The 26337-nt window shown below is 71.4% G+C and carries 27 protein-coding genes; 10 read left to right on the plus strand and 17 right to left on the minus strand.

Going from position 1 to position 26337, the window contains the following annotated elements; translation table 11 throughout:
• Window positions 1–125: 125 nt before the first annotated feature.
• Genes IEY17_RS11995 through IEY17_RS12005 form a run of 3 tightly spaced genes read right to left on the minus strand, consistent with a single transcriptional unit; the run spans window position 126 to window position 2973 of the window.
• The gene (locus tag IEY17_RS11995) at window positions 126–797 is read right to left on the minus strand and encodes a LutC/YkgG family protein (RefSeq protein WP_188987427.1); all 672 of its coding nucleotides are present in this window, start codon (window positions 795–797) and stop codon (window positions 126–128) included.
• Window positions 794–2221: a LutB/LldF family L-lactate oxidation iron-sulfur protein gene (locus IEY17_RS12000; RefSeq protein ID WP_188987548.1), complete on the minus strand. Its 1428-nt coding sequence runs from the start codon at window positions 2219–2221 to the stop codon at window positions 794–796. Before IEY17_RS12000 ends, IEY17_RS11995 begins: the two co-directional genes overlap by 4 nt.
• Before the next feature lie 17 nt (window positions 2222–2238).
• Window positions 2239–2973 carry a (Fe-S)-binding protein gene (locus tag IEY17_RS12005; protein WP_188987428.1) on the minus strand — a complete coding sequence of 245 codons (735 nt, stop codon included), beginning with the start codon at window positions 2971–2973 and terminating at the stop codon, window positions 2239–2241.
• A gap of 149 nt (window positions 2974–3122) precedes the next feature.
• On the opposite strand from IEY17_RS12005, the gene IEY17_RS12010 reads away from it, so the two are divergent.
• Window positions 3123–3866: a FadR/GntR family transcriptional regulator gene (locus IEY17_RS12010; protein WP_188987429.1), complete on the plus strand. Its 744-nt coding sequence runs from the start codon at window positions 3123–3125 to the stop codon at window positions 3864–3866.
• Window positions 3867–4143: 277 nt separating this feature from the next.
• On the opposite strand, the gene IEY17_RS12015 is transcribed toward IEY17_RS12010, so the two are convergent.
• From IEY17_RS12015 to IEY17_RS12030, 4 genes are all read right to left on the minus strand, one after another.
• On the minus strand, window positions 4144–4950 hold the full coding sequence (locus IEY17_RS12015; RefSeq protein ID WP_188987430.1) for an IclR family transcriptional regulator: 807 nt from the start codon (window positions 4948–4950) through the stop codon (window positions 4144–4146).
• 111 nt (window positions 4951–5061) lie between these two features.
• Entirely contained in the window at window positions 5062–5823 is a 762-nt protein-coding gene (pcaD, locus tag IEY17_RS12020) for a 3-oxoadipate enol-lactonase (protein WP_188987549.1), read from the minus strand.
• Between the two features lie 20 nt (window positions 5824–5843).
• Complete coding sequence (locus IEY17_RS12025; protein WP_188987431.1) at window positions 5844–6593, minus strand: CoA-transferase subunit beta; 750 nt, start codon at window positions 6591–6593, stop codon at window positions 5844–5846.
• Window positions 6590–7411, minus strand: coding sequence for a CoA transferase subunit A (locus IEY17_RS12030; RefSeq protein WP_188987550.1), 822 nt, complete (start codon window positions 7409–7411; stop codon window positions 6590–6592). Before IEY17_RS12030 ends, IEY17_RS12025 begins: the two co-directional genes overlap by 4 nt.
• A gap of 163 nt (window positions 7412–7574) precedes the next feature.
• Between IEY17_RS12030 and IEY17_RS12035 the strand changes: the two genes are divergently transcribed.
• Window positions 7575–8012: a hypothetical protein gene (locus tag IEY17_RS12035; protein ID WP_188987432.1), complete on the plus strand. Its 438-nt coding sequence runs from the start codon at window positions 7575–7577 to the stop codon at window positions 8010–8012.
• A 10-nt stretch (window positions 8013–8022) separates the two neighbouring features.
• Here IEY17_RS12035 and IEY17_RS12040 read toward each other — a convergent pair whose 3' ends face one another.
• The 10 genes from IEY17_RS12040 to IEY17_RS12085 form a co-directional block, all read right to left on the minus strand.
• Complete coding sequence (locus tag IEY17_RS12040) at window positions 8023–8508, minus strand: NUDIX domain-containing protein (RefSeq protein WP_188987433.1); 486 nt, start codon at window positions 8506–8508, stop codon at window positions 8023–8025.
• Window positions 8509–8610: 102 nt separating this feature from the next.
• Entirely contained in the window at window positions 8611–9396 is a 786-nt protein-coding gene (locus IEY17_RS12045; protein WP_229680059.1) for a hypothetical protein, read from the minus strand.
• A 41-nt stretch (window positions 9397–9437) separates the two neighbouring features.
• Window positions 9438–11555 carry a hypothetical protein gene (locus IEY17_RS12050; RefSeq protein ID WP_229680060.1) on the minus strand — a complete coding sequence of 706 codons (2118 nt, stop codon included), beginning with the start codon at window positions 11553–11555 and terminating at the stop codon, window positions 9438–9440.
• Between the two features lie 5 nt (window positions 11556–11560).
• Window positions 11561–12418: a hypothetical protein gene (locus IEY17_RS12055; RefSeq protein WP_229680061.1), complete on the minus strand. Its 858-nt coding sequence runs from the start codon at window positions 12416–12418 to the stop codon at window positions 11561–11563.
• A gap of 169 nt (window positions 12419–12587) precedes the next feature.
• A complete protein-coding gene (locus tag IEY17_RS12060) occupies window positions 12588–13241 on the minus strand; it encodes a Crp/Fnr family transcriptional regulator (protein WP_308423981.1) in 654 nt (217 codons plus the stop codon).
• Between the two features lie 121 nt (window positions 13242–13362).
• Window positions 13363–13896: a TSCPD domain-containing protein gene (locus IEY17_RS12065; protein ID WP_188987436.1), complete on the minus strand. Its 534-nt coding sequence runs from the start codon at window positions 13894–13896 to the stop codon at window positions 13363–13365.
• A 69-nt stretch (window positions 13897–13965) separates the two neighbouring features.
• Window positions 13966–15078: a CapA family protein gene (locus IEY17_RS12070; protein WP_188987437.1), complete on the minus strand. Its 1113-nt coding sequence runs from the start codon at window positions 15076–15078 to the stop codon at window positions 13966–13968.
• A gap of 13 nt (window positions 15079–15091) precedes the next feature.
• Window positions 15092–16075 (minus strand): DUF3048 domain-containing protein, encoded by a 984-nt coding sequence (locus IEY17_RS12075; protein WP_188987438.1) that lies wholly within the window; start codon window positions 16073–16075, stop codon window positions 15092–15094.
• Window positions 16076–16247: 172 nt separating this feature from the next.
• Window positions 16248–16703: a MaoC family dehydratase N-terminal domain-containing protein gene (locus tag IEY17_RS12080; protein WP_188987439.1), complete on the minus strand. Its 456-nt coding sequence runs from the start codon at window positions 16701–16703 to the stop codon at window positions 16248–16250.
• A 244-nt stretch (window positions 16704–16947) separates the two neighbouring features.
• The gene (locus IEY17_RS12085) at window positions 16948–17145 is read right to left on the minus strand and encodes a hypothetical protein (protein ID WP_188987440.1); all 198 of its coding nucleotides are present in this window, start codon (window positions 17143–17145) and stop codon (window positions 16948–16950) included.
• Window positions 17146–17256: 111 nt separating this feature from the next.
• Between IEY17_RS12085 and IEY17_RS12090 the strand changes: the two genes are divergently transcribed.
• From IEY17_RS12090 to IEY17_RS12125, 8 genes are all read left to right on the plus strand, one after another.
• Complete coding sequence (locus IEY17_RS12090) at window positions 17257–18468, plus strand: dipeptidase (protein ID WP_188987441.1); 1212 nt, start codon at window positions 17257–17259, stop codon at window positions 18466–18468.
• A gap of 104 nt (window positions 18469–18572) precedes the next feature.
• Entirely contained in the window at window positions 18573–19427 is an 855-nt protein-coding gene (locus IEY17_RS12095) for an oxygenase MpaB family protein (RefSeq protein ID WP_188987442.1), read from the plus strand.
• Between the two features lie 288 nt (window positions 19428–19715).
• Window positions 19716–20612: a squalene synthase HpnC gene (gene hpnC / locus IEY17_RS12100; protein WP_229680063.1), complete on the plus strand. Its 897-nt coding sequence runs from the start codon at window positions 19716–19718 to the stop codon at window positions 20610–20612.
• A gap of 5 nt (window positions 20613–20617) precedes the next feature.
• The gene (gene hpnD / locus IEY17_RS12105; protein ID WP_188987553.1) at window positions 20618–21472 is read left to right on the plus strand and encodes a presqualene diphosphate synthase HpnD; all 855 of its coding nucleotides are present in this window, start codon (window positions 20618–20620) and stop codon (window positions 21470–21472) included.
• Window positions 21469–22824 (plus strand): hydroxysqualene dehydroxylase HpnE, encoded by a 1356-nt coding sequence (gene hpnE, locus IEY17_RS12110; protein ID WP_229680064.1) that lies wholly within the window; start codon window positions 21469–21471, stop codon window positions 22822–22824. The genes hpnD and hpnE overlap by 4 nt, the downstream gene beginning before the upstream one ends.
• Window positions 22821–23825, plus strand: a complete 1005-nt coding sequence (locus IEY17_RS12115; protein WP_188987444.1) for a polyprenyl synthetase family protein — start codon at window positions 22821–22823, stop codon at window positions 23823–23825. Before hpnE ends, IEY17_RS12115 begins: the two co-directional genes overlap by 4 nt.
• Window positions 23822–25729 carry a squalene--hopene cyclase gene (gene shc, locus IEY17_RS12120; RefSeq protein ID WP_188987445.1) on the plus strand — a complete coding sequence of 636 codons (1908 nt, stop codon included), beginning with the start codon at window positions 23822–23824 and terminating at the stop codon, window positions 25727–25729. The genes IEY17_RS12115 and shc overlap by 4 nt, the downstream gene beginning before the upstream one ends.
• A gap of 1 nt (window position 25730) precedes the next feature.
• Entirely contained in the window at window positions 25731–26336 is a 606-nt protein-coding gene (locus tag IEY17_RS12125) for a phosphorylase family protein (RefSeq protein ID WP_188987446.1), read from the plus strand.
• Window position 26337 lies beyond the last annotated feature (1 nt).

The raw sequence follows: 26337 nt of genomic DNA on the forward strand, positions 1-26337 counted from the left end.
TCGACTCCTTCGCATCACCGGTTCTGGTGATCAGTGTGCCCGGACGGTGATGTTGGACGTCACCCGGACGGTCGCGCGTGATCAGCAAGCGGCGTCGCGGCCCGCCCGGGAAGGCGGACCACCGGCTACGCGGAACGAGTTTGAAGGCGACTTCCGAGGTCGGCGGTGACCAGGACATGCAGGGTGCGCGGACCGTGCACGCCCTCCACCCGGTTGAGCTCGATGTCGCTGGTGGCGGACGGGCCGCTGATGAAGGTCATCGGGCGGTTCGGGTCGAGGCGGCGCAGCGCGGCGGGCACGTCGTCGGCGATCTGGGACTCCTCGACGACGCAGATGTGCACGTCCGGCACCAGCGTCACGGCGCGACGCCCCTGGCCCGGACCGTGGTCGAGCACGATCGTGCCGGTCGACGCGATGCCCACCACGGCCGTGGTGATCACCGCGTCAATCTGGTCCAGGCCCGCGGTGTCGATGCCCTCGCCGTCATCGACCTGCGCGAACTCCGGCCGCAGCGCGTCGTACCACGCCTGTGGTGCTCCGCTGGGGACGAGCACCCGGCGGGCTCCGACCGCCTTCGCGGCGGCCGCGATCGCCGCGGTCAGCCCGGTCGGCTCGACGCGCTCCACCGTGGCCCGGTAGTCGGCGACCCGCTCGCAGAACAGCCCCACCAGGTCGGCCGCCGGCCGCGCGATGCGGTAGTCCCGTGGAATGTCCGCCAGCGGGGTCCGCTCGGTCCCGGCCAGCGCCGACCGGACCCGGCCCAGCACCGCCTCGCGTGCCGAATGCGCCGTGCTCATCGCGAACTGCCTCCTCGGGTGCGTTGCCACCAGACGCGGAAGGACTCCTCGGCCGGTGCGGGTGCGTCACGCGCGTCCGTCCAGCGCGACAGCGGCGGCGGGAGCCGCCGGATGGTGCCGCCGCGGCCCAGGAACCGGCGGCTGAACGACGCGACCCGCTCCGCGGCGGCCAGCCGCCGCGAGTCGCCGAACACCCACGAGGCCAGGCGCATCACGGCGTCCAGCGGCCGAGACTTCACGTCGTGCTGGTCCACCACCCGGGTCCGCAGGTGAACCAGCAGGTCCGGGATGTTGATGGCCACCGGGCACACGTCGTAGCAGGCGCCGCACAGCGACGACGCGTAGGGCAGCGCCTTGTCCACTTCGGACGTCGTGCCGCGCAGCTGCGGTGTGAGCACCGCGCCGATCGGCCCCGGGTAGACCGAGCCGTAGGCGTGGCCGCCGGTGCGCTCGTAGACCGGGCACACGTTCAGGCAGGCCGAGCAGCGGATGCAGCGCAATGCCTGCCGCCCCACCTCGTCGGCGAGCGCGTTGGTGCGGCCGTTGTCCAGCAGCACCACGTGCAACGCCTGCGGGCCGTCCCCGGCGCTCACCCCGGTCCACGTCGAGGTGTAGGGGTTCATCCGCTCCCCGGTGCTGGACCGCGGCAGCAGCTGCAGGAAGACCTCCAGGTCCTGCCAGCGCGGCACCAGCTTCTCGATCCCCACCACGCTGATCAGCGTCTCCGGCAGGGTCAGGCACATCCGGCCGTTGCCCTCGGACTCCACCACGACCAGCGTGCCGGTCTCGGCCACGGCGAAGTTCGCCCCGGACACGGCGACCTTGGCGCGCAGGAACTTCTCTCGCAGGTGCCGCCGCGCCGCCTCGGCCAGCCGGGCGGGCTCGTCGGTGAGGTCCTCCGGCGCGGGCACCCCCACCGCGCCCATCTCGCGGCGGAAGATCTCGCGGATCTCCGCCCGGTTGCGGTGGATCGCGGGCACCAGGATATGGCTGGGCGGGTCGTGGCCGAGCTGCACGATCAGCTCGGCGAGATCGGTCTCCCACGCGTCGATCCCGGCCGCCGCCAGCGCCTCGTTGAGCGCGATCTCCTGGGTGGCCATCGACTTGACCTTGACCACCTCGCGCTCGCCGGTGGCGCGCACCAGGTCCACGACGATCCGGTTGGCTTCCGCGGCGTCGCGCGCCCAGTGCACGGTGCCGCCCGCAGCCGTGACCGCCGCCTCGAACTGCTCCAGGTAGGTGTCCAGGTTGGACAGCGTGTGCGCCTTGAGGGCGGCACCGGCCGCGCGCAGCTGCGCCCAGTCGTCGAGTTCGTCGACCACTGTGGCGCGTTTCTGCCGGATGGTGGCGGTGGCGTTGGCCAGGTTGTGCCGCAGCTGCGAGTTGGCCAGCTCGCGCTTTGCGGCGCGGGGGAAGGCGGGCATGCCCAGGTCGACGACCGTCACTGGTCCGCTCCTTCGGTCGAGGCGAGGATCTCGGCGAGGTGCAGCACCCGGATGCCGGAGCGCTGCCGCGACAGCAGTCCGCCGATGTGCATCAGGCACGAGCTGTCGCCGGCGCACAGCACCTCGGCGCCGGTTTCTCGGACGTGCCGGGCCTTGTCCGCCCCCATCGCCACCGACACGTCCGGGTTCTTCAACGCGAAGGTGCCGCCGAACCCGCAGCACTGGTCGGCGGCGGGCAGCTCGACCAGGTCCAGCGCGCGCACCGCGCGCAGCAGCCGCAGCGGTTTGTCGCCGACGCGCAGCAGGCGGGCCGAGTGGCAGGTGGGGTGGTAGGTGACGCGGTGCGGGAAGTAGGCGCCGACGTCGGTCACGCCCAGCACGTCGACCAGGAACTCCGACAGCTCGTACACCCGCGGCGCGATCCGCTCGACGGCGCGGGTGAGGCGCCGGTCCCCGTCGGCGACCAGCGCGTGCTGGTGGCGCACCGACGCGACGCAGGATCCGGACGGGGCGACCACGGCGTCGTAGTCGGCGAACGCATCCACGAAGGTCCGCACCGACGAGACGGCCTGCCGGCGGTAACCGGTGTTGGTGTGCATCTGCCCGCAGCAGGTCTGCGCGATGGGGAACTCCACCTCGTGGCCGAGCCGCTCCAGGATCCGCACCGTCGCCTTGGGGGCGGCCGGGAACAGTGCGTCCCCGAGGCAGGTCGCGAACAACGCCACCCTCATCTGCGCATCACTCCTCCGCTCGGCGTCCACCGAGATCCTCGCCGGGCCGCGCGCTCGACGCCGAACCAGCGTATGTGGACCATACTATGGTCGGACCATACGCGCACCGTACTCTCGTCGGTGACCGGACATGCGAAGGGGTGGGCCGAATGGCGGGGCAGGAGCAGGCCGCGAACTGGCGGCCGGTGGCGCGCGCCCACACCTACGAACTCGTCATCGACCGCATCGAGGAGCAGATCCTCACCGGCACGCTGCGCGTCGGCGACCGGCTGCCGCCCGAACGCGACCTCGCGGCCATGCTCGGCGTCAGCCGCTCCGCGGTGCGGGAGGCCCTGCGGGCGTTGCAGGCGCAGGGCGTGCTGCGGATGGCTGTGGGTACCGGCCCCGACTCGGGCACCACGGTCGCGGCCCTGCCCAGCCAGGCCATGACCCGCCTGCTGCGGCTGCACGTGGCGCTGGCCAACTTCCCGCTGCGTGACGTGGTCGAGGCCCGCGTGATGCTGGAGCGGGAGAGCGCCCGCAACGCCGCGGTGCGGGCCACCGACCAGGAGCTCGCGGACCTGCACCGGATGGTCGAGGAAATGGCCGCCCCGGACCTGGACCGCGACCGGTTCAACGAACTGGACATCGCCTTCCACGTGGCGATCGCCGAGGCCGGGGGCAACCGGCTGATCGCCGACATGACGATCGCCATCCGCGAGTCGCTGCGCCACCCGCTTTCGCGGGCCTTCCGCGACCTCGGCGAGAAGTGGACCGGCATCGCGGCGGGCCTCCGCGACGACCACCGGGCGATCCTGGCAGCGCTGCGCGCCCACGACCCGGACCTCGCCGAACACCGCATGGTCGAGCACATCCGCGGCTTCTACGCCACGATCCCCGCCGTCACGGCCTGAATTGATTGGGCGTGGCCGACGCGGGGTGTGCCAGGGTCATCGACCCGCGCGTACTCGTGTACCGGTTGATCGTCGACGGGCACACGCCAGTGCCGAGGCGTGGGTGCGCGACACGCCTGCGTGGGCCGCCGCGTCGGCCGAGGCGGTCGACGTGTTCGCCCGCGTCAACGCCCGCGTGTGGGAAGAGGCCGCCGCCACTGACCCGCACCCGTGGAAACAAGTGTCCACCGGAATCGCCACGTCGCTGGAGGACACGCCGAAACCGCGCATGCGGAGGTCAGCGGGGCAGGGCGCCGGCCCGGGGGTTCGGCGAGACCGCCAGGTCCGCGCCGATGCGGGCTGCCGTCTCCAGCAGCGGCGGCAGCAGCCTGGTCCGCGCGTCTTCGACGCTGGTGCGGCTGGCGTGTGAGGAGATGTTCACCGCCGCGACGACCCGGTCCGACCGGTCCCGGATCGGTGCCGCGATCGACCGCAGGCCCGCCTCCAGCTCCTGGTCCACCAGCGCCCAGCCCTGCTCACGTACCCGCGCCAGCTCCCGCTTCAGCTCCGCCGGGGTGGTGATGGTGTGCGGGCCCAGGGGTTGCAGCTCCACCTGGGCGAGGTGCTCATCCAGGTGCTCGTCCGGCAGGTCGGCGAGGATCACCCGGCCCATCGAGGTGGCGTAGGCCGGGAACCGGGTGCCGATGTTGATCGACACCGTCATGATCCGCGAGGTCGGCACGCGGGCCACGTACACGATGTCGGTCCCGTCGAGCACCGACACCGACGCTGACTCGTGCACCTCGGCCACCAGCCGCTCCAGGTACGGCTGGGCGATCTCCGGCAGCGAGATGCTGGACAGGTACGCAAAGCCCAGCTCCAGCACCCGCGGGGTGAGCGCGAAGACCCGGCCGTCGGTCCACACGTACCCCAGGTGAACCAGGGTGTGCAGGAACCGGCGGGCGGCCGCGCGCGACATGTCCGTCGCGCGGGCCACCTCCGACAGCGTCATCTCCGGGTTGGACTCGTTGAACGCGCGGATCACCAGCAGCCCGCGCGCCAGCGACTGGACGTACCCGCCGCTCGTCTCGGACACGGGCTCCATGGTCAGCTCCTGGTCAGTCGGTCCGCTCTTCGTCGAGGATCGTATGGGCGATCGCGACGGCACTGTTCGTGCGGGGTATCCCGGCGTCGATCGCGACGTGCACCGCGGGCATCACAGGCTCCTCGTGAAGTGGTCCAGCAGCAGCCGGTTGACGGCCTCGGGCTGCTCGACGTTGGCCAGGTGCGCGGCCGGGGACAGTACCTCCACGCGGGCCCCGGGCACGGTCGCGGCGATGCGCTCGGCGTGCGCAGGCGGCGTGGCCGGGTCCTCGGCCCCGGCGATGAGCAGGGTCGGCGCGGTGATCTCGGAGAGCTTCGGCAGCAGGTCCATGGTGGCGATGGCCTCGCAGCACGCCGCGTAGCCCTCGTCGTCGACGGTGGCGAGCATGCCGCCGAACTTCGCCACGATGTCCGGCCGCCCGGCCAGTTCGGGGGTGAACCACCTCGGCAGCGACATGTCGACCATCGCCTTCGTGCCCTGTTCGCGCACGGCCGCGGCGCGGTCCCGCCACCTCGAGGCGGGTCCCAGGTCGGCGGAGGTGCAGATCAACGCCAGCCGGTCGATGCGTTCGGGGGCGTGCTCGGCCAGCCACATGCCGGTCATGCCGCCCAGCGAGACCCCGGCGAAGTGCACCCGGTCGATGCCGAGCCGGTCGAGCAGCGCCAGCACGTCTCCGCTGAGCTGCTGGAGGGTGTAGGGGCCCGGCTTGGCCGGGGTGGCGCCGTGGCCACGCTGGTCGTAGCGCAGCACCCGAAACTCCCGCGCCAGCGCGGGCATCTGCGCGTCCCACAGGGTCAGGTCGGTGCCCACCGAGTTGGACAGCACCACGACCGGGGCGTCGTCCGGCCCGGTCAGCTCGTAGTTGACGTTCACCGGGTCTCCAGTTGACGTTTTCACCGGGTCTCCATCAGTTCGTGCAGCACGGTCAGCTCGGTCTCGGTCGGCTCCGGTTGCACGGTCGGCTCGGGCACGACCTTCAGCGGCCAGCCCACCGCCTCCTGCGCCTGCTCCACCGTGACACCGGGGCTGAGCTGGGTGAGGGTCAGTTCGCAGCTCTGCGGGTCCGGCTCCAGCACGCCCAGGTCGGTGATCACCTTAACCGGGCCGCGGCCGCGCAGGCCGAGCCTTTCCCGGTCCCCCCTGCCGCCGCCGTAGCCGACGGAGGTCACGAAGTCGAGCCTGTCGACGAAGTTCCGGGTGCTCATGCGCATCACGATGAGCACCTCGCGGCAGGACGCGGCGATCTCCGGGGCGCCTCCGGCACCGGGCAGCCGCACCTCGGGGTTGGCGTAGTCGCCGATGACCGTGGTGTTGATATTGCCGAAGCGGTCCACCTGCGCGCCGCCGAGGAACCCGATGTCGATGCGGCCGGGCTGTAACCAGTAGTTGAAGATCTCCGGGACGCTGACCACCGAGTCGGCGGTGTCGGCCAGCACGCCGTCGCCGATGGACAGCGGCAGCCGGTCGGGCTTGGCGCCCAGCGTGCCGGACTCGTAGATCAGCACCAGGTTTGGGGCGTGGGTGCGGCGGGCGAGGTTTGCCGCCGTGCTGGGCAGCCCGATGCCGACGAAGCACGCCGCTCCGTCGCGCAGGGACCGGGCGGCGGCGACGGTCATCATCTCGTCGGCGGTGAACTCGCTCATCGCGCACTCCTCGCGGTGCCGTGCACCTCGGCTTCCAGCCACTTCTCGAACTGCTCGCGGTCCCGGCCGATCGGGTCCCACTGCTGGTAGTAGGCGTTGTCGCGCTCGTAGTAGCCCTGCGCGTACGACGGCCTCGCCCCGCCGGGAACCTCGGCGACGGCGGTGACGACCCAGTTCGGCAGCACCACGGAGTGGGGCCGCGGGGTCAGCTCGTCGACGATCTCCTCGACGGTGACCAGCGACCGGGTGGAGGCGAGCACGGTTTCCTTCTGGACCCCGGTGATACCCCACATCTGCACGTTGCCCGCCCGGTCGGCCTGCTGCGCGTGGATGATGCCGACGTCGGGGTTGATCGCCGGGACCGCGGCCAGCTCCTCCCCGGTGAACGGGCACTCGATCATCCTGATGGTGCTGGTGTGCTGGGGCAGGTCGGTGCCGGCGTAGCCGCGGAGCACGGCGAACGGCAGCCCGGCGGCGCCGGCGGCGTAGCGGTTGGCCATCCCGGCGTGGCTGTGCTCCTCGATCTCCAGCGGCACGGGCCAGGAGTTCTCGATGGCGTCGCGGAACCGGTGCAGCGACCCGACACCGGGGTTGCCGCCCCAGGAGAAGATCAGCTTGCGCGCGCAGCCGGCGCCAATCAGCTGGTCGTAGACGATGTCGGGTGTCATCCGGACCAGGGTCAGGTCCTTCTTCCGCTGCCGGATGATCTCGTGCCCGGCGGCGACCGGGATCAGGTGGGTGAAGCCCTCCAGGGCCACCACGTCCCCGTCGTGGACCAGCTCCGCGATCGCCTCATCGAGCTGCAGGATGCGTGCCACCCCGACCAACTCCGCTCCTCGTCGAACATTGCTGTGCGCATAGAGAACACATGTGCTTTCTGCGAACGATAGGCGAGCGCGCGGGCAGCGGTCAAGGAATCGGCTGCCGCGGGACCTGGAGCGCGGTGTGAGTGGATCCCAGCGATCTTCTAAGGTCGAAGCCGTGCTGACTCCGCCCTTGCACGTGGTCACAGCGGTGTGCGCGGCGTTGCAGAGCCGCGGTGCGGTCGTCGCCCTCGGCGGCTCCGGGCTGCTCGCCGGCCTCGGCCTGGTCGACCGGGTGCGGGACTGGGATCTGACCACCGACGCGGACGCGGACCTGGTGCGCGAGGCGCTGGGGGAGGGGCAGTGGCCGTTCCGCGCCGCGGAGGTCCGCGACGGGGGCCACCGCATCGGCGAGCGGTTCGTCATCGAGACCGACCACGAGGTGGAGGTCTGGGTGGGCTTCGCGGCCGTGGTGGACGGGCGGGTGGTGCGGTTCCCGACGCGCGTCACCGGCCACTGGCGGGGCCTGCCGCTGGGCGACCCGGACGTCTGGGCGCGGGTCTACCGGGCCATCGGCCGCCCGGAACGCGCCGAGCTGCTAAAGAACCGCGGGTAACGGCCGGTGCTCAGAGGTAGCCCTCGTCGGGCAGCCCGTCGCCGGGCAGGCCGAGTACCGTGACGGCGGCCTCGGCGGCGGCCGTGGCCTGCAGGTACCCGGTTTCGCCCCAGGAGAGCAGGTCCCCGGCCTTGCCGGGGTGCACCAGCAGCCGCCGGTAGGTGCGCCCGCTGTCGGGGTCGGGCGCGGCGGGGTGCGCGGTGGTGATCAGCGCGGCCATCCGCACCTGCGCGTAGGGGGAGATGCCGTCGTCGACACACTGGTATCCGAGGTAGTGCGGGTCGTCGATGTCGACGGTGACCTCCTCCAGCGTCTCCCTCCGCAGGATGTCGGCGTACTCGACCTCACCGGGCTCGGGTCGGCCACCGGGCAGCGAGTGCTTCCGCCCGTCGACCCGGATGAGCACCCGACCGTCGGGTACGAACAGAAACCCGTACACCTGCCGCACCGGCAGGCCCTCGGGCACGGCGCGGGTGTGCCAGCTGAACTTCGGCATCGCGGCTGGTCCCTTCGCTCGGTGGGAAAGATCACCCTAACCGAGGACCACGCCGATTTCCCCTCCGCCGCGCCCCGATCCATCGCAATGAGGCCCTTCGTGTCAGCTGGCAGCAGGCTCGTCGTCGGCGCTTGCAATGGAGCCCCCGTACCTCGTCCGCAGTCGGTCGGCGAGGTCGCTCCGGCCATAGGTGCCGAACGCATTCAGCAGTGTCTCCAGCAACCACATCCTCTCGGCCTTGTCGGCGTCATCCAGGAACTCATCGACCAGACGTCCGGCCGAGTCCGACTGCTCAGGTTCCAGCGTGGTGCGCAGCAACTGGAAATCCTGCGCAACCTTCACCAGTTGATCCGGTTTGTCCAGGTTGTCGGCGAACCACCACGCTGTCGCCCGAAGCGGATCGGTGATCAGCGAACCAAGCCACCGGACCTCGTCCTCCCGCTGCTCGCGCTGCCAGGACAGGACCGTTCGGCGGCGAATCGTCTCCTCCCTGGCCGCCACCCCGGCGATCAGCTCCGGGTCGGCTTCGACGGACACGCAGTGCGCCCGAGCGTGGACACCTGTCATGGCAACCGGTTCCCAATGCAGCAGAGCGATGTTCAGCTCAGCGCGCAGCCGCTCGCATTCGGTCAGCGCGCGGAGCTTGCTGACCTCCTCGGCCCGGCGCGCGACGCCTCTAACCGCGATGTCCCCCGCGGTCAGCGGTGCGGGACCCGTGCCAGTCCATGTGAACTCGACGGACAGCTTCACGTCGAAGTACAGGGCCGGGTCGCTGCTGCGGAGCAGCAGCGGATGGTCGCTGCGCGCTGAACGTGACGGATCTGCTGATGCTCCGGACCCACTGGCCATCAGCTTTCGCAGTTGCCGCGCGGACCGGCGGTAACGCACGTGCCGTCCCCCTCTCCCAGTGCGGGCGTCCGGTGCACCTTCTACCGCCATACCGGATGGACTTCATCCAGCCGCGTCCGGAGGTGCCGGACGCTGTCGGCCACTCGCTTGTCGCCGAGCGAGGTGAAGTCGGGCAGTGTGCCGAAACTGCTGGCGTACTGGAGCTGGGCGATCCGGCGGGCATCTCCCCTGGTGGCCGCCACCAGTGGCTCCACCAATGCGCCTCGTTCCTCGGGCTCGAGGTTGGCGGCTGTGCGCAGCCAGCTTTCCGCGACCGGCCGCAGGTCGTCCGGGGCCATGCTGCCGAGGGCGCGGTCCCAGAAGGCCACTGCGGCATCGCTGTCGATGTCCGACGTCCGCTCGGCGAGCACGGATGCCACGCTCTCGCTCAGGATTTTCAGGCGTGCGGGCGAGGCGTCGTCAAACCACTCCGCCATGTAGCGCAGGAACGTCGAGACACCAAGTTCGCCACCGATCTGCAGCACCGCGGCCAGCACCGCGCGACGAACCGTTTCGCTCTCCGAGGTCGCCAGGTGCTTGAGCCTGGTGAGTGCGATGCGGGGGAACACCTGCCCGATCCCGGCGCAGACCTCGGCGGTCAGCAGTTTCCGGTCCGCGTTGCCGTCTCTTGACCACTCCCAGAGCTTCTGGCGGACAGACCTGCCCAGTGATGCATCCAGCGCGGTTGTGGTCAACAGGCGCACCGCGATCGACCTGCGGTAACGGTTCTTCCAGTGGTCGGAGGTCTCGGCTCCGTCCGACCGGTCTGCTGCCGCGGTCCTGGCCCATTCGTCCGCGAGCGACACCGCGATGTCGGCGCCGCCTTCGGCCGCCAGTTCAGCAACTCGGTCGGCGACTCGCTCCAGTTCCTTGCGGTTCAGGTCCTCGATCTGCCGCGGTAGATCCCTGATCCACTCCAGGAGAGTGTCGTGGACATCGGGGTGTTCCCGCCAGAAGTGCCGAAGAACCTGGGTTCCGAGTCCCGGAGGCTTCAGTTCGCACGTCTCCAGGTCGAAGTAGTCGTCGCCGAGGTGGTGCAACCGGGTGAACGGGCTCGGGCGCAGGAGCGGGATGACCTGTTCCCGCGCGACGTTGCTGTGCTCCAGCATCGTGTCCGCCGCGACCGCGATGTGCTTGGCCGAGGCGCCTTCCAACAAGCCTGCGGCGAGCAGCAGCGCGAGCCACTCGGTGTCTTCGGCCTGCTGTTTCCTCGTGATCTCGGCTCGAAGGGTGGTGGTCGGGTCCTTGGACTCGGTCTCCAGCACCGCGCGGAGAGCCTCGTCGGGATCTGTGCCCCGGTTGATCCGGTCGGACACAGCTTCCGCGAGATCCTTCACCTTCGGCGGCCACAGTCGCTCCACGCATTGCGCAACGCCCGACTTCTCGACCAGCTCGTGCGCGTTCTCCACACCCGTCAAGTGTCGGACGAACACGTCAACGGACGATGGCTTCGCCAGTCGGTGCACGCGTCCCGGGAAGGACTCCCCGAAGGCGGGCGCCAGGTTGTGCGGAATGATCAGGATCAGGTAGCTCCGGTACTGCTCGAGCTGGTCGGTGAATTCCACCAGACCTCGCCGAACGTTCTGGATCTCGTCGCGCCCGGCACCGCGTAGGTCAACCAGGACGGCTGCCGGTTCGTGCGCGACCAACAGCGTTTTCGCCTGCAGCCGGAACCCGGTATCCGCCAGTTCCTCTCGGACGACGAGCTCGGGGTGCTTCTCCTGCAGTTCGTAACCGAGTCGGAGAGCGGCAGAGAACTGACCACAGGCGCTTCCTTCGCCGGCGATCAACAGGACCCTGCGGTCGTGGAGCACCTGGAACGCGCTGCCCCGCTGCTCCCCGAGGAGGCCAGGGGGTGTCACGTACCTGGACGCCAGCCGTTCGAGCGCCTCCCGGTCCTGCAGGCCGCGGCCGTTGTGCTCACGGTCGTGTGCCCGTGCCAAGGCATCGGCGGCATCCTTGCCGACGATGAGCTGGAGGAGGTTGGTCACGGACTGGTCGATGTTCCCATACGTCGTGACATTGCCATCGCCGTTCACCGACATCGCAGGCGGCTGTGTCGGCACCTCGTCGAGACCGGTGCTCTGCGGGGGTTCGAACCGGGCACCGACGGGCTCGGGGCTGTCCAGCATGCCGAAGGCATCCACGTCGTAGCTCACGGCGCTCACCGTCCCACCGTGTCGTCAGTGTTGATGCGGCGACCGCTGGAAGGCCCGAAGTTGGCATCGCCATGCGTGTAGAAGTGCCCGGAGAACTCCTGCTTGTCCTTCGACTGGTCGATGCCGTGACCAGCGGTGGTGTTGCCGTTCCCCTTCACCACGATGCCGCGGTTCTGCGTCCCCTGGTTGATCCCGCCCGAGACATCGTGGGTCTGTGCGACGTTATCCGCTCTGCCGTGCACGTCGTTCGCGGTTCCGGCGATGGCCCGTTTTTCCGTTGTCGGTTCCGGATCTGGTTCCGGTTGTCCGAAGAGCAGACCCGAACTCAGCAGTTTTTGCGACGGTGCGGGCACGCGCAGGTACCCCACGCCTGAGTAGTCCTTGGCGTCGACCTGCAGCGGTGCTTCGACGAACTCGCTGGGCTTCCGGGCGGTCCGGCCAGCACGCACGACGTGTTCCATCACCGCGTTCGAGATGACCGACGCCACGAACGTCACGTTCGGGTCGGAATGGTCGAGCAGCGCCCGAACGGAGTCAGCGTCCACCATCCGCCCCGTGTCGACCATGACCTTCCCACTGGGTGAGTCGGTCAGGAGCGCGTCGAACGACTGCACGGGCCCGAGGTGAAGGCTGGTCCGCACGCGAAGCGTGATCTCGGCCGCTCGGAACTGCGCGGCCCGCTGGCGCATCGCACCTTGCAGGGCGTCGAAGAACCTGTCCACCACGGCGCTTACCAGGTCGACGTGGAAGCCGAAGAGGTAGCCGTCGCCACGCGGTGCGCGGAAATGCCCGTCCCACAGCTGCGGGAGACCTGCGCGGCTCGCCGACTGCTGGATGATCTCCGGTAGCAGGTCGATGATCATCTTCTGCTGAGCGTCGTTGTGCCTGCCGAAGCAGTGCACGTCCACCGCGAGGATGCCGCGGTACTCGCCCAGTGCGCGGGTGCTGTCGGGGAGTTCGAGTTCGTGGTCCACCGATTCGCCTCCAGTGGTGTACGTGGATGACGGTGCCGAGGTTGCCCGGTGGTCACGATCAGTTCTGTCCAGAAGTGGACACATCACCGCGGTGCATGTCGAGGAGTCCCGGGATGTCGAGGACGTGCAGCCTGGCGCGCGACACCTGGATCAGCCCAGCGGCCTTCCACTCGGCGAGGACCGGCGTGACCGCGGACCGCACCAGACCCAGCGCGGTCGCCAGTTCTTCCTGCGACATCGGAATCGTGGTCGGCGCAGGGTGGTCCGGACCGGCTGCCCCGATGAGGGCCACGAGGAGGTCCGCCAGCCGCGCCGCCGTGGTCCGGTGTGCCAGTCGCCACGCGTGCGGCGCGCTTTCCCGGACCTTGCCCAGCATGTAGCTGTTCAGCTGCGCCCTGATGCCGTGGCGGTCCACGACGTCGTCGAACCGCTGGTCGGAGAGTTTCGAGGTGACCCCCGGTTCGATCGCCTGCACGGTGGCCGACCTGGGTCGCCCGTCCTGCCCGGAGAATTCGCCGATCACGTCACCGGGGCCGCGCACGGCGAGCATCAGTTCGCGTCCCTCGGGTTCGGAGTAGATCACCTTCAGCCGCCCGGACACGCACAGCAGCACCCAACCACCGGGCTCGCCCTGGTGGAGCAGACGCTCACGGGCGTGGTGCTTCCTGACGATGCCGCTTTGAACCAGGGCCGCCCAAGCGGGGAAGGGGATGAGGGATCGGAAGCCGCGCGGTCGGCGGAATTCGTGTGCCTCGCTCACGTGTTCGTGTCTAGTCGGTGCCGTCCGAGTACGGGCGGGCGCCGAGCAAGATCACTCGAAGAGTCCGGTCTGGCTACGTCGGGTGACCAAGATCAGCCTGCGACTTGTCGCTCAGGTGTTCCCACCGCGTGTTCTGGACGGCCGATTCAGCGCGATCGGGGCTCCGAGGCGGGGTGATGCCGAGGTCGGTGCAGGTGGCCGGATCGAGGTAGTCGAGAGCCAGACGGCGGAAAACGTAGTCCGGGAGGGAGTGGGCGTAGCCGATGTCCGGGTCCGCCACCGGGCCCGACGGGTCGAACCGCATGCCCGCGTACCTGGCCACGTAGGTCTCCAGGGGGACACCGTGCTGCAGGCCCAGCGAGACCGCCGTCGACAGGCTCGCCAGGAAACCGCTGATCGGGGTGCCCTGGCCGTCGACGTGCACCCATAGTTCGCCGAGCTTGCCGTCCGGGTAGGCGTTGGTGGTCAGGTGGCCGGTGACGCCGCCGATGTCGAACCGCACGGTGTAGCCGCGGCGGCGGCGCGGCGGCTGCTGGCGCGGCGCGCTCTGCTCCAGCCGGATCACCCGCCGCCTGCGGCGGGCCGGGGCGACGTCGGTGCGGGCCATTGCCGCCAGGGCCCCCTTCGGGTCGCGTCAAAAGTCCTTTGAGGACAGCGACGGTACCGCAGCCGCACGTCAGCGCGGTGCTCGGGCCCGGGGCGCGGCCACCAGCGTGCCGTCGGCCAGGTGGACGTCCGTGCCGAACCGGCCGCTGACCCGGGCCAGCGTGCCGCACAACCACGCCGCATCCTCGGCCGACGCCGGCTCCAGGCGCATCCGGCGGGCCTGCATCGGCAGCATGCGCAGGTCGACCAGATCGCCTGCGGGCGACAGCGACGCGAAGAACAGCAGCCGCAGGTCGTCGCGGTAGCGCTCGTAGCCCGGGATGCCCTCGTAGTCGTCGATGAAGTCGCCGCAGCCGTACAGCACCAGGCGGTCCCGATAGATCTCGATCGGGCGCGGGTGGTGCGAGGAGTGCCCGTGCACCACGTGCACGCCTCCGTCGACCAGCCGGTGCGCGAAGCGCATCTGGTCCGGCCCGACGTGGTAGCGCCAGTTCGAACCCCAGTGCAGCGACACCACCACGATGTCGCCGGGGCGGGTGCGCTCCCGGATATCCGCGGTGATCTCGGCCGCCCACCGGTCGGTCAGCTCCGGCACGAAGTTGACACCGGAGCGGTTCCGGGTCGCCGCCCACCCGGCCGGGATGCCGCTGGTGGCCGCGCCGTAGCCGAACACCACGACGCGCCCGCGCGGTGCGCCGACCACCGCCGGGCGGCGGGCCTCATCCTCGTCGCGCCCCGCGCCGACCCGGCGCAGGCCCGCTGCCGACAGCGTGTCCAGCGTCTCGGCGAGGCCGCGGTGGCCGAAGTCCAGGACGTGGTTGTTGGCCAGGTTGCACACGTCCGGCCGGCCGGCGGTCAGGCATGCCACGTTCGCCGGGTTCATCCGGTAGTGCACGCCCTTGTCCGGGGCGAAGTCGTCGCTGCGGGTGATGCCGGACTCCAAATTGATCACCCGCACGTGCGGCGCCGCCTCGTCGAGCGCCCGCAGCGCGGCGCCCCACGGCCACGCGGGGTCCACCGGCCGCCGGATCGGCCCGTTGCGCTCCTCGGCCGCCGCGACGTAGTCCCGCGCATCCCGCAGGTAGCTCTCCGCCAGCCGCGGATCACCCGGGTGCGGGAGGATCTGGTCCACCCCGCGGCCCAGCATCACGTCACCGCACAGGAACAACCGGATCGGCTCCATCCGCCACCCCCGGTCACGGCGTCAGCACGGTCCACACCTGGCCGGGCGCGGCGGTCAGCGCCGAGCCGTCCGGCGCGGTCCAGGTGGTGGCGGCCTCGGGGGCGGGGCGGTTCCAGGTCCCCTCGAAGGCGCGGCCGTCACGCAGCACCACGACCCGGCCGCTGCCCACGGTCTTGGCGATCGGTGACGGGTTGCCCGCGGCGTCCCGGATCGCCGACTCGCGGACCGCCACCTGCTGGATCGCCACGGTGGACGGGGCGAGGCGCCCGCTGTCGCTCGCGACGTAGGGTTCGCCGTCCATGGACACCAGCCAGGCGCGCTGCTGGGGCGACCACGAGACCTCGACGGTGGCCGACGGGTAGTCGACCCGGCGGTGGTCGGTCGGGGTGCCATCGGCCGGCGTCGGCCCGAACACGGGGCGCGATTGGGCGGGCCAGGCCGCGCCCTGCGGCAGTGCGGCGGGGTGGAGGAAGAGGTTGTGCGGCACGGATCGCGATCTGTCGCGCGAGTAGGCGGCGGGTTGGTGGGCGTCGGAAGCGTCGGTCACCGGGGCGGCGGCGATCAGCGGCAGCAGTTCGGGCGCCGCGCCCGAATACGCCAGCGTCGGGTGGCCGAACTGGGGCAGCAGCTCCGCGTCGGTCTCGCGGGCGCTGCGCACCGGGCCGATCAGCGGTGGCAGATCATCACCGCCGAAGATCGTCAACAGCCGGCTGTAGCCGCCCTCCACCGGTTCGACGACGACCAGCTCGGCCGCGCCGATACCCACCGGCGGGCGAGCCTTCGCCACGTTGTCGATCTTCACCGCCAGCACCGGCGGTCCCGGCGGTGGTTCGGGCGGTGGCTCCGGAGTGGGGCTGGTCCGCGGAACGGGCGAGGTGGTCGGCGCCGCCGGCGGCGGCCGCGCAGGGGAACCCCCACGCGGTGCGGTGAACAGACCGCAGGCCGTGGCGAGCACCGCGAGCACGGTCAGCGCTGTCGCGAACCAGGCGCGTTGCATCCGGACTCCTCTCGAAATCCAGGCTACGCCGGTCAGCGCCACGCGAAGGCTGGCTGCTCCATGTCGGTCACCCGGGTGTCCGGCCGCGGAGCACCAGGCGGTGGAGGCGATGTGCGGCGTCCTGCCGCGCCGGAGCGCTGCTCGCGGTCCGCCGGTTGCGCCGTGCCCGCCGCTAGTCCGCCGCCCGGTGGCGGACGACGAGGGTTTCGGTCAGGTCCGCCACCGCGGTGCCGTCCGCCCGGGTCACCGCCGTCTCGCGCACGATGAACTCCAGGGCGCCGCCCTTTTTGACGTAGACGTCGCGGATCACCGGGCGCAGCACCAGGGTGTCCCCGGCGTGCGCCATCGAGTGATATGTGAACGCCTGCTCGCCGTGCAGTACCTTGCGCAGGTCGACTCCGAGGTTGGCGAGGAATCCGAAGGAATCCGGCCCGTCCAGGGTGAGCCCGAACAGGAACGTCGGTGGCACCGGCAGGTCCGGGTGCCCGGCGGCCCGTGCCGCCGCGAGATCGGTGTAGATCGGGTCGGTCTCGCCGATGGCGGCGGCGAAGAACCGCAGCCGCCCGCGCTCGACGTCAACGGTGATGACCGGCAGTGTGGTGCCGACCACCGCGGGATCGATCCCCATGCGGACCCTCCAGCCTTCGATGGCACCACGATAGCCGCGGGTACGCGCATCTCCTTACGGTGTGCGCCCAGAACGCGCAAGTTCAGGCGATCTTGGATGGTTACCGACGGGTAGGGGGCCCAGGTTCAGGCAAATTCGGAAGGTTGGTGTCCCGCGGGGCCGACCGCCTCGCGCATTCGAGGACCCGGATTCGGCTGGAGGTCGCATCGCGTTCCGACAAACGGGGTCCACTGTAGACATCGGATCATTTATCCACAATGGATTGGTGGTCGGCCAGGCGGGCGACGTGCTGGTCGATCAATTCGTCCAGCTCCGCCAAGCGTGCGCGCAGCCGCTCGGCGTGCCGGTGCGACGCGCTCGGCAGCTGCGCGGCGAGGTGACCGTACTCGGCCAGCACGCTCGGCAGGTCGTTGTGGCAGTACTGCCTGGGGATGTCGTCCATTCCACGATGGTGCGGCCGGCGGCCGGATTCGTCGATTCGATCAGCCGCGGCGCGATCATCGCCGGATATGCTCGCCCGGTTGAACCACATCGCGGATTCAGAGGGGTGGAAATGACCGACGCCACTGCACTGGAGCGAGCCCGCGCACTGCTCGCCGAGCACCCGGTGGTCGACGGGCACAACGATCTGCCGTGGGCGCTGCGCGAGAAGGTCGGATACGACCTCGACCGCTGCGACATCGCCCACGACCAGTCCGCGCGGCTGCACACCGACCTGGCTCGGCTGCGCGCCGGTGGTGTCGGGGCCCAGTTCTGGTCGGTGTACGTGCTGGGGGAGTACCAGGGCGACCAGGCGGTCAGCGCCACCCTCGAGCAGATCGACTGCGTGCGTGCGCTCGCCGCCCGCTACCCCGAGCACCTGCGGCTGGCGCGCACCGCCGACGAGGTGGTGGCCGCCCGCGCCGACGGCCGCATCGCCTCGCTGATGGGCGCCGAGGGCGGTCACTCGATCGCCTGCTCGCTGGCCACCCTGCGCGCCTTCCACGCGCTCGGCGTCCGCTACCTCACGCTCACCCACAACAACAACGTGCCGTGGGCCGACTCGGCCACCGACACTCCCGCTGCGGGCGGGCTGACCCGCTTCGGCGTCGAGGTGGTGCGGGAGATGAACCGCCTGGGCATGCTGGTGGACCTCTCCCACGTGTCGGCCGACACGATGCGCGACGCGCTCGAGGCCACCCGGGCACCGGTGATCTTCTCGCACTCCTCGGCGCGCGCGGTCTGCGACCATCCGCGCAACATCCCCGACGACGTGCTGGCTGCGCTGCCGGACAACGGCGGCGTGGCGATGGCGACGTTCGTGCCGAAGTTCGTACTGCCCGCGGCGATCGAGTGGAGCAGGGCCGCCGAGGCGGCGCTGCGCGAGCAGGGCTACCACCCGTTCGACATGACGCCGGAGGCGGTGGCCGCGTTGCGGGCGTACGAGGCCGCCCACCCGCGTCCGGTGGCCACCGTCGCGACCGTGGCCGACCATCTCGACCACATGCGGGAGGTCGCGGGCATCGACCACATCGGGATCGGCGGGGACTACGACGGCACGGCCTTCACCCCGCAGGGCCTGGACGACGTCGCGGGCTACCCGAACCTGATCGCCGAACTGCTCACCCGCGGCTGGTCCGAGACCGACCTCGCGAAGTTGACCTGGCACAACGCACTCCGGGTGCTCCGCGACGCGGAGGATGTCGCCCGCGAACTCCAGCGCACGGAACAACCGTCGCTGGCCACCATCGAGGAACTCGACGGCCCCCGATCCGGTGATGGGTGAGCCTCCGTCCAAGCAACCTGGCCGGGAGGCACGTGTTGACCACGTGTCTCACCGGCCGCTACCGTCGCGGCAGTCGAACACGCACCGAGACGAGGGGTGCGGGCATGAGGCGATTCGACCGGCTGGAGCGGATTCTCGCGCTGGATCCCGACCGCGACTGCGAGGAGATCTACCGGCTGCTCGCCGAGTACGAGTTCCCGTGGGACATCACCAAGGCCCTGGAGTTCGCGCTGTTCCGCACCTACGCGGTGCCGAGCATCGGTCGGCTGCTGGACCGCACCGGCGAGTTCACCCGGCGCCCACAGCGGCGCTATGACGACACCGTGCTGATCCTCTTCGAGATCTTCCACTGGGGTGTCGGCAGCGACCGCGGGCGGCGGGCGCTGGAGCAGCTCAACGCCATCCACGGCCGGTTCCGGATCAGCAAGGACGACTACCGCTACACGCTGTCGACCTTCGTGGTCACCCCGGTGCGCTGGATCGACCGGTTCGGCTGGCGGCGGTTGCACCCGCGGGAGGTGCGGGCGCTGACCAACACCATGCGACTGCTCGGCCAAGGCATGCGGATCAGCGCGATCCCCGAGACCTACGCGGAGTTCGAGCGGCTCTTCGACGACTACGAGCGGGAGCACTTCGGCTTCGACCCCGGCGGTCGCCGCGTCGCCGAGGCGACGCTGCGGTTGTTCGGGTCCTGGTACCCGCGACTGCTGTCCCCGGCGGTGGCGCACGCGGCGCGGCTGTTGATGGAACCGCACCTGCTGGCGGCCTTCGGGTTCCCGCAGGTCGGTGAAGCGGGGCGGCGAGCGGCGGAGCTGGCGCTGCGGCTGCGGGCCCACCTGGTGCGGGTCGGCCCGGCGCGGCCGGACTCGCGCCCGGTGGCCCCGACCCCGCTGTCCTACCCGAACGGCTACGAGATCGAGAAGCTGGGCCCGGACTCGTTCCACCGCCACCAGTGTTGACGGCACGTCAGCAGGCCGGAGCGACCATGGTCCACAGCAGACTCACCGTACGGTCCACCCAGGATTCCGCGGTGGCGTGACCGGCGATGCCCGCTCGGGCGTTTCGAGGTGGGCCGGGCGGGGGACTCGAAAGTCCGAAAGGGACCATCGCGTGGTCGAACACCGGCGCGAACCACCGGAAACGGCGATGGGCTGCTTTCACCCTGCGGGGCGGCAGTGGTGCTCATACGATGCCGGTTGCGCCTCCTGGTCGGCGGGATAGGAGGAGGGGGGTCGATGGTTTTGTCGTTGCCTGACGACGCTGTGTCCGGCGGGGATTCCGGTCATCCGGACAGTGCGTCGCGGTCGGCTGACCTGCCGCGGAGCGCGGCCGTGCTGGCCCGGATGCGCTCGGAGAACTTCCCCGTCGCGGCACGCATCCTGCCGACCGGGCTGCGGCGGCACCTGCACGCCCTCTACGGGTACTTCCGGCTGGTCGACTACGCGGGCGACGAGGCCCCCGGCGACCGCGACGCACTGCTCGACCTGCTGGAACTCGAACTCAAACGCGCCTACCAGGGCATCGCACGTATCCCGATCCTGCGCGCGCTGACCCCCACCGTCGCCGAGTGTGCCATCCCGCACGACGTGCTGGTCAAGTTGATCGACGCCAACCGCCAGGACCAGCGGGTCCGGCGCTACGAGACATTCGAGGACCTCGTCGACTACTGCGCGCTGTCGGCCAACCCGGTCGGCGAGGCGGTGCTGCACGTCGTCGGCCGCGCCGAGCCGCGGCTGATCTCGCTGTCCGACCGCATCTGCACCGCGTTGCAGATCCTGGAGCACTGCCAGGACATCGCCGGGGACCACCAGCAGGACCGCGTCTACCTGCCCGCCGAGGACCTGCGGCGGTTCGGTTGCACGGAGTCCGAGCTGATCGCCGCCCGGGCCTCCACCCGGCTGCGCGGACTGGTCAAGTTCGAAGTGGACCGCGCGCGGCGGCTGCTCGAGTCCGGTGCGCCGCTGGTCGGCGAGCTGTCCGGGATGGCGCGGGTCGCCGTCGCCGGGTACGTCGCCGGGGGCCGCGCCACGGCCGCCGCGTTCGCCGCGGCCGGGCACGACCCGCTGCGGGTGCGCGTCCGGCCGAGCAGGCGGCGCACGTTCCTCGAGTGGGGGCTGCTCTCTGCGTTGGGAGGCCCCCGGTGACCGGCATGGCGCGGATCCGCGCCGCCTACCTGGAGTGCGAACGCATCACCCGGGAGCAGGCGCGCAACTTCTCCTACGGCATCCGCCTGCTGCCCGGCCCGAAGCGCCGGGCCCTGTCGGCGGTGTACTCCTTCGCCCGGCGGTGCGACGACATCGGTGACGGTCCCCTGCCCGGCGAGGAGAAGCTGCGGCGGCTCAAGCAGGCCCGCGAGGCGATCCACGCGGCGAGCACCGACTCCGCCGACCCGGTGCTGGTCGCGCTGGCCGACGCCGCCGAGCGCCTGCCGATCCCGCTGGCGGCGTTCGACGAGCTCATCGACGGCTGCGAGGCCGACGTGCGGGGCGCTCGCTACCGGACGTTCGACGAGCTGCTGCACTACTGCCGCTGCGTGGCCGGTTCGATCGGCCGGCTGTCGCTGGGTGTGTTCGGCACCCTCGACCCGGACACCGCCGCGCGCCGGGCGGACGCCCTGGGCGTCGCGCTGCAACTCACCAACATCCTGCGGGACGTCCGCGAGGACCAGGCCCACGGTCGGGTCTACCTGCCGGGGGAGGACCTGGAGCGGTTCGAGGTGCGCCTGGAGCCGGGCAACGGACTGGTGGAGGACCCCGACCGCTGGGACCGGTTGATCCGCTTCCAGGCCGAGCGCGCCGAGCGGTGGTACGCCGAGGGGTTGCGGCTGCTGCCGATGCTCGACCGGCGCAGCCGGGCCTGCTGCGCGTCGATGGCGGGCATCTACCACCAGCTGCTGGGCCGCATCGCCGCCGATCCGCGGGCCGCGCTGCGCGAGCGGATCTCCCTGTCGGGGTGGCGTAAGGCGGGGGTGGCGGCCCGGTCGCTGGTCGGGATGGCGCTGTGAGCCGGGTCATCGTGGTCGGCGGGGGACTGGCCGGGATCACCGCCGCGTTGCACTGCGCGGACCGCGGCCACGAGGTCGTGCTGCTGGAGGCGCGGTCCCGGCTGGGCGGCGCGACGTACTCCTTCACGCGCGGCGACCTGGTGATCGACACCGGGCAGCACGTGTTCCTCCGCTGCTACACCGCCTACAGAGGACTGCTGCAGCGGCTCGGGGTGGCCGGCTCGATCCGCATGCAGAGCCGCTTCCGCATCCCGGTGCTGTCCGCCGACGGGCGTGCATCCCTGTTGCACCGCAACGGCTTTCCCGCTCCCGCGCACCTCGCCCCGGCACTGCTCGGCTACCGGATGCTGACGCTTTCCGAGCGCATCGGAGTCATGCGCACCGCGCTGGCCCTGCGGCGGCTCGACCCGGACGATCCCGAGCTGGACCGCGTCAGCCTCGGCCAGTGGTTGCGGGATCGGGGCGAATCACCGCGCGCTGTGGAAGCACTGTGGGCTCTGCTGGCGGTCGCGGCGCTCAACGCCGATCCCGACGAGGCGTCGATGGCCCTGGCCACCAGGGTCTTCCGCACCGGGGTGCTGGACACCGCGGACAGCGCCGACATCGCCATCCCGCAGGTGCCGCTCGGCCAGCTGCACGGCTCCGCGGCGCACCGAGCCCTGGCGGCGGCCGGGGTGGACATGCGGTTGCGCTGCAGGGCCCGGGCGATTCGCCGTTGCGGAGCGGGTTTCCAGGTTCCGTTGCGGGAGTCCACAGGGGACTCCGTGCGGTTCGCGGACGCGGTAATCGTCGCGGTTCCGCACCAGGCGGCCGCCGCGCTCGTGGCGGACCTGCCGGTGGCGGGGGCGAGGGCCTGGCAGCAGTTGTCGGCGGCGCCGATCATCAACGTGCACGTACTCTACGATCGGCCGGTCACGCACCTGGACATGGCCGCGGTGCTGGACTCCCCGGTGCAGTGGGTGTTCGACCGGACCGCGATCGCGGGCGCACCGCGCGGCCAGTACCTCGCGCTGTCGCAGTCGGCCGCGCACGAGCACATCCACACCCGCACCGAAGACCTGCGCGAGCTGTTCCTGCCCGCCCTGCAGCGGATCTTCCCCCGCGCCCGGCAGGCGGCGGTCCTCGACTTCTTCGTCACCCGAGAACCGCGCGCCACCTTCCGGCAGGCGCCCGGCACCGCGGCGGTGCGGCCCCCGGCGCGCACCGGTGTGCCGGGACTGGTGCTGGCCGGGGCGTGGACCGCCACCGGGTGGCCCGACACCACGGAGGGAGCGGTGGTGAGCGGCGCCCGCGCCGCCGAGGCGGTGGACCTGGACCTGCGATCGCAACGAGGCGTGGAGGTGACCGCATGACGACGGTGCTGCCCCCAGTTCTGCGCACGGCCCGGGAGGTGGTCGACCCGGTGCTGCGCAAGGTCGTCGCCCGGCTCGACCCGGACACCCGCAGGGTGTGCGAGTACCACTTCGGCTGGCGCAACGCCGACGGCACCCCGGACGGCGGCGGTGGCAAGGCGCTGCGCCCGGCGATGGTGCTGCTGTCCGCGCAGACCTGCGCCGCCGCGGAGCAACCGGTGGCCGCAGCCGCCGCCGTGGAACTGGTGCACAACTTCTCGCTGCTGCACGACGACGTGATGGACGGCGATACCTCGCGGCGGCACCGGCCCACCGCCTGGATCGTCTTCGGCCGACCGGCCGCGCTGCTGGCCGGCGACGCGCTGCTGGCGCTGTCCACCGACGTGCTGCTGGAGTCGTCATCGCCGCATGCCGCGGCCGCGGCCCGCTGGCTGACCGACGCCACCCGCGCCCTGATCGCCGGCCAGGCCGCCGACCTCGACTTCGAGCGTCGCCAGGAGGTGAGCCTGCGGCAGTGCCTGCGCATGGCGCACGACAAGACCGCCGCACTGCTGGCCTGCGCGGCCTCCATCGGCGCGGTCCATGTCGGCGCACCGCCGGAGGTCGTGTCGCGGCTGCATGCGTTCGGCACCGAACTCGGCATGGCGTTCCAGCTCGTTGACGACCTGCTCGGCCTGTGGGGCGATCCGGAGGTCACCGGCAAACCGGTGCTGGCCGACCTGCGCGCCCGCAAGAAGTCGGTACCGGTCGTGCACGCGCTGACCTCCGGCACTGCTGCGGGAGACCGGCTGCGCGAGCTCTACGCCCAGTCCGACCCGCTCACCGAGGACCAGCTGCACGAGGCGGCCGAGATGGTGCGGCGCGCCGGTTCCGCGGACTGGACGCGCCGCGAGTGCGACCGCCGGCTGGCCACCGCCAAGCGGCATCTGCCCACCGGCCCGCAGCACGCCGCGGCCGCCCTCACCGAACTCGCCGAGTTCATCGTACGGAGGAAACATTGACCGAACAGGTGCAGCAGCCCACCCCGACGAGCGCGGTCCCGGACGCGGCGACCGCGTTGGCCGCCGCCCGCGACCACCTGCTCTCCCGGCAGCACCCCGAAGGCTGGTGGAAGGGGGAGTTGGAGACCAACGTGACGATGGACGTCGAGGACCTGCTGCTGCGGCAGTTCCTGGGCATCCGCACCACCGCGGACACCGAGCAGGCGGCCCGCTGGATCCGCTCCCAGCAGCGCGCCGACGGCACCTGGGCGAACTTCTATGACGGCCCGGGCGATTTGTCCACCACGGTCGAGGCGTACACGGCGCTGAAGCTGGCCGGCGACGACGTCGACGCCGACCACATGGCGGCGGCCCGCACCTGGATCCTGCAGCAGGGCGGGCTGGAGGCCACCCGGGTGTTCACCCGCATCTGGTTGGCGCTGTTCGGCGAGTGGTCCTGGGACGAGCTGCCCGCCATGCCGCCCGAGATCGTGCTGCTGCCCCCGTGGTGCCCGCTCAACCTGGCCGACTGGGGGTGCTGGGCGCGCCAGACCGTGGTGCCGCTGACCGTGGTGTGCACACTGCGGCCGCGCCGCGACCTCGGGACCACCGTGCAGGAGCTGCGCACCGGGCGGCAGGCCCCGCGGCCCCGGCCGCAGTGGTCGTGGCAGTACGCCTTCCACACCCTCGACAAGGTCCTGCACGGCTACCAGCGCCGTCCACTTCGGGCACTGCGGCGGAACGCGATGCGGCGCGCCGCGGAGTGGATCATCGCCCGTCAGGAGGCCGACGGCTCCTGGGGCGGCATCCAGCCGCCGTGGGTGTACTCGCTGCTGGCGCTGCACCTGCTCGGCTACCCGATGGACCACCCGGTGCTGCGGCAGGGGCTGGCCGGATTGGAGCGGTTCCTGATCCGCGAGCAGACCCCGGCCGGGCCGGTGCGCCGGCTGGAGGCGTGCCAGTCCCCGGTGTGGGACACCGTGCTGGGTGTGCAGGCGCTGCGCGACGCCGGGGTGCCCGCCGACCACCCGGCGCTGTGCCGCGCCGTCGACTACCTGCTCGCCGAGGAGATCCGGGTCACCGGCGACTGGTCGGTGCGGCGGCCGGACCTGCCCCCGGGTGGCGGGTGGGCGTTCGAGTTCGACAACGACAACTACCCCGACATCGACGACACCGCCGAGGTGCTGCTCGCGCTGCGGCGCATCGACCACCCGGACCAGGCGGCCGTGCAGGGGGCCATCGAGCGGGGCGCCCGGTGGCTGCGCGGCATGCAGTCGGCCGACGGCGGCTGGGGCGCCTTCGACGCCGACAACACCCGCGAACTGGTGCGCCAGCTGCCGTTCTGCGACTTCGGCGAGGTGATCGACCCGCCGTCGGCGGACGTGACGGCGCACGTGGTGGAGGCGCTGGCCGTACTGGGGCACGACGACGAGGTCGTGCGGCGCGGCGTGAAGTGGCTGCTGGCCCACCAGGAAGACGACGGATCCTGGTTCGGTCGCTGGGGTGCCAACCACGTCTACGGTACCGGCGCCGTGGTGCCCGCCTTGGTGCGCGCCGGGCTGCGGCCCCAGCACCGGGCGCTGCGCCGGGCGGTGCGCTGGCTGGAGCAGCACCAGAACCCCGACGGCGGGTGGGGCGAGGACCTGCGCTCCTACGACGACCCGGCCTGGATCGGCCGCGGCGAGTCGACCGCGTCGCAGACCGGATGGGCGCTGCTGGCGCTGCTCGCCGCGGACCGGCACGACACCGAGGCGGTGCGCCGCGGTGTCGCGTACCTGGTCCGCACCCAGCGCCCGGACGGCGGCTGGGACGAACCGCAGTTCACCGGCACCGGTTTCCCCGGCGACTTCTACATCAACTACCACCTGTACCGGGTGATCTTCCCGCTCACCGCGCTCGGCCGGTACCTGCGGGCCGGGAGGTGAGATGCGACCGCGGTTGCTGGTCTGCGCGCCCCTGGCATCGGAAGCCAGGGCGCTGCGGGCGGCGCTGGGCCCCGACGCCGTGCGGCGCACGGGATTCGGTCCGCGGCGCAGCACCCGCAGCGCCGCGGGTCTGCCGGACTTCGACGTGCTGGTGGTCGCCGGGGTGGCCGGTGGGCTCGGCGAGGACGTCCGCAGCGGCGACGTGATCGTGGCCGACGAGGTGCGCGGTTGCGGCGGCACCGTCCGCTGCCGCACCGCGCCGGTGCTGGTCGCCGAGTTGTGCCGAGCCGGTTTCCCGGTGCGCTGCGGCCCGATCGTCACCGCCCGCCGCTTCGTGCACGGCGCCCGGCGGGCGGACCTGGCGCGCACCGGGGCGCTCGCGGTCGACATGGAGTCCGCGGTGCTGGCGCGTGCCGCCGGGAACCGTCCGGTTGCGGTGGTGCGCGTCGTCGTCGACACCGCCCGGCAGCCGCTCCTGCGGCCGGGCACCCCAGCGCGGGCCATGACCGCGCTCGCCCGGCTGCACGCCCTGGGCCCATGCCTGCTGCGGTGGGCGTCCACCGCCGTGCCGCACAAGCCGTCCGCCGCACCAGAGGAGGTGTCCTGAC

Source organism: Saccharopolyspora thermophila (genome assembly GCF_014646075.1).
GTDB classification, from domain to species: domain Bacteria; phylum Actinomycetota; class Actinomycetes; order Mycobacteriales; family Pseudonocardiaceae; genus Saccharopolyspora; species Saccharopolyspora thermophila.